The organism is Sungkyunkwania multivorans (genome assembly GCF_042675645.1).
Lineage (GTDB): Bacteria > Bacteroidota > Bacteroidia > Flavobacteriales > Flavobacteriaceae > Sungkyunkwania > Sungkyunkwania multivorans.
Genome location: NZ_JBHTJH010000011.1, coordinates 1 through 2,841 on the forward strand (window position 1 = coordinate 1; position 2,841 = coordinate 2,841).

Below are 2,841 nucleotides of genomic sequence, written 5' to 3' on the forward strand. Positions count from 1 at the left end.
GACTGTCCCCTTTGTTCACTACCTTTGGCGGTGGACAAAAATTGAACAAAAGCACACAACAATATGTAAAAAGCATTGAAACGCTTTTTACACTTGAACGTTATATGCAATGCTCAGTAAGGCATATGCCCAGAGTGTGAAAAAATTGCCTTACAAGGTTTCGCCCGAAAAATGGACTTCCTGAACCTAAATCTTGGGATTTTTGTTGTGGGAAAAATGTGTGGGCAATTGTGTTTGAATGCCCATAGTTAAAAGCTTCGCAACCACATCCGGAACATTGGGTGTGAAAATTACTCCCAAAAATATGCCCACAGTGTTCCCACGCAACAAAAAAAAACGTTGTAGAAATTAAAAGCTTTATGTGATGCGAAGGACTCAAAAAAGGTGCATATAACAACAGCTACACACCATGCGGATTTTACGCTTCGATTGATAAATCAATCTCAGAAATTTAATTCTTATTTTAGAAAACAATCTCGGTAGCTCGCCCCACTGCGTGTAGCTGCAGAACGTTGTGTGTAATGCAAAGTAAATTATCTTTGGAATCAAATTTGTTTACTAAAAAGGAAACTTTTATCTTTGTAGCAAATCAATATCTGAATGACGGAAAAATTTAAAGTTGAGTTTCTAAAGGAGGTTTTTGACTTCTTAGATACCCTCGACGAAAAAGCTCGAAAGAAAATACTTTTCAACATTGACAGAGCAAAAGTTAAAACCGACAATACTCTGTTTAAAAAGCTGACTTCGGATATTTGGGAATTTCGGACTTTGTACAATAAAAAGCAATATCGACTTTTTGCATTTTGGGACAAAACAGATAATAAAGTCACTATTGTAATCGCAACTCACGGAATTATTAAAAAGACGCAGAAAACGCCCGAAAAGGAAATTGACAAAGCGACCAAGTTGATGAGCAAATATTTTGAAAACAAAAACAAAAAGTAATGAAAACATACACACTTGAAGAGGCAAAAGACAGGTATCTTGGTAAAAAAGGTACGGCAGAGAGAGATGCTTATGAAAACGAATTGCGACTCGACTTAATCGGAGAAGCAATCAAACAAGCTCGAAAGGAAAGAAAACTGACACAAACTCAACTAGGAGAATTAATCGGAGTGAAAAAAGCGCAGATTTCCAAAATCGAAAACAATTTGACCGATGCAAGGTTTGAGACAATTTTAAAAGTGTTTAGAGCATTAAATGCAAAGGTTAACTTTAATGTGGAGTTGCTAAATCAAAAAATGGATTTGGCGACTGAATAAAAGCAAAACACACAACAGTTTGTATATTGCATATGCCGCCTTCGGCAGGCAAACGCAACATACAAGAGACGTTGTACACCATTTGACCAAACCTATGCGAAAAATTATATTCCTGATTTTAATTTTACAATCATCACTGACTTTTGCACAAATTCAGCAATACTTTTTTGTAGATGACGTGGAAGTTGTTGAATATCTCTATGTGAAAATTTGCATTGGAGAAAATGGAGAAACTATTTCTGTGACTGAAATTCCGGAAAGAACTACTTACAAAAACAAAGACATCATTCAACAGATTATAGAATATCGGAAAGGAATTGATTTTTTACCAGGAAGTAAATTTAGTAATCAGTGTTTCGATTATCCATTTACCATTGTGAATTCAAAGTATGAAACAATGACTGAAATGGAATCAAATTGTATTGCGGAATTTGGAAAAGGCAAATACCAATATATAAATCCTGAATATCGAGACGTGGAAATCAAAAGACGGAAACGAAAACAAATTGAGAAAACAAAAGACTCAAAATCCGTTTATAAAATAGAATGGATTTCCCCTTGTAATTATGTTTTGACTTATTTAAAAGTTTCAGAACCTAAATACGAATACTTAATTGGACAAAAAATTGATGTCAAAATTATTGACGTTCTTGAAAATGGAAATTATGTCTATTATTCAAATTTATCTGACCGAACTTATGGATTTGGAGAAATGGAAAAACTATAAAAAACGGTGTACAACAATGTATAACCGCAATTACGGCGGATTCGACTACGTCCGAATCCACCCCGCCCGTACCGAACGGCACGTTCGGGCGCGGTCGGAATTGCTATCGTCAGTACCAAACCGAAAATTAACGCATATTAACCCGTAACTGACGGTTATACGAGACCGTTGTGGGTAATTTGACCAAAACCAAAATGCAAGAATCAAAAAGACTGAATTTCCTAAAATCTTATCTCAAACTATTTGGAGTTGAGAAAATTGAGTTGATAAACGAGACTGTTGACTCAATAAGCGGAATTGCAATCTATGATGAAAATGACCCAGAAGAAAGACAGGAATTTATTTGGCATAAATCTGAAAAGGAATTTCCTTCATCGGAATTGAATATTCTGATTGAAAAAATTGTCGCGGAAAAATGGCATAACGGAGACAAAATTTCGGAACATATTGAGGAGTTGGAATTTGAGGAATTTGACAACTCGACTAAAGAAAAGATTTTGACTGAATTATTTGACGTCCAAATTAGAATGGTTGATGACGGAGAGGAAACGGACTCTTATTGGGTGCATTACTGATTGAAAAGCCGAATATGAAAAATAAAAAACTACCCACAACAATGTATAACCGCAATTACGGCGGATTCGACTACGTCCGAATCCACTCGGAATTGCTAACGCTAGTAACAAAAGAAAATAATAACTAATTTAACCCGCAACTGACGGTTATACGAAACCGTTGTACACAATACTGACCCGTCCTGAATAAAGGCTACATAATTTCAAACATTATGTATAAAAACGACAAAGTGATCAGACGGTATTCAGAACCTTTCAAACTGAAAATTTTAGACGA

4 protein-coding genes are annotated in these 2,841 nt (G+C 35.4%); all 4 read left to right on the top strand.

The features are described from left to right. The first annotated feature begins 600 nt into the window (after positions 1-600). The 4 genes from ACFQ1M_RS11510 to ACFQ1M_RS11525 all read left to right on the top strand — a co-directional run bounded on the left by ACFQ1M_RS11510 (position 601) and on the right by ACFQ1M_RS11525 (position 2,564). Positions 601-945 carry a type II toxin-antitoxin system RelE/ParE family toxin gene (locus tag ACFQ1M_RS11510; RefSeq protein ID WP_386408332.1) on the top strand — a complete coding sequence of 115 codons (345 nt, stop codon included), beginning with the start codon at positions 601-603 and terminating at the stop codon, positions 943-945. Next, complete coding sequence (locus ACFQ1M_RS11515; RefSeq protein ID WP_386408334.1) at positions 945-1,262, top strand: helix-turn-helix domain-containing protein; 318 nt, start codon at positions 945-947, stop codon at positions 1,260-1,262. Before ACFQ1M_RS11510 ends, ACFQ1M_RS11515 begins: the two co-directional genes overlap by 1 nt. A gap of 19 nt (positions 1,263-1,281) precedes the next feature. Then, a complete protein-coding gene (locus ACFQ1M_RS11520) occupies positions 1,282-1,989 on the top strand; it encodes a hypothetical protein (RefSeq protein ID WP_386408336.1) in 708 nt (235 codons plus the stop codon). Positions 1,990-2,183: 194 nt separating this feature from the next. Then, positions 2,184-2,564: a hypothetical protein gene (locus ACFQ1M_RS11525; protein WP_386408338.1), complete on the top strand. Its 381-nt coding sequence runs from the start codon at positions 2,184-2,186 to the stop codon at positions 2,562-2,564. Positions 2,565-2,841 lie beyond the last annotated feature (277 nt).

Bases quoted from the DNA above. Each gene is read 5' to 3' on its own strand.
- ACFQ1M_RS11510 (WP_386408332.1), top strand. From the start codon at position 601: ATGACGGAAAAATTTAAAGTTGAGTTTCTAAAGGAGGTTTTTGACTTC.
- ACFQ1M_RS11515 (WP_386408334.1), top strand. From the start codon at position 945: ATGAAAACATACACACTTGAAGAGGCAAAAGACAGGTATCTTGGTAAA.
- ACFQ1M_RS11525 (WP_386408338.1), top strand. From the start codon at position 2,184: ATGCAAGAATCAAAAAGACTGAATTTCCTAAAATCTTATCTCAAACTA.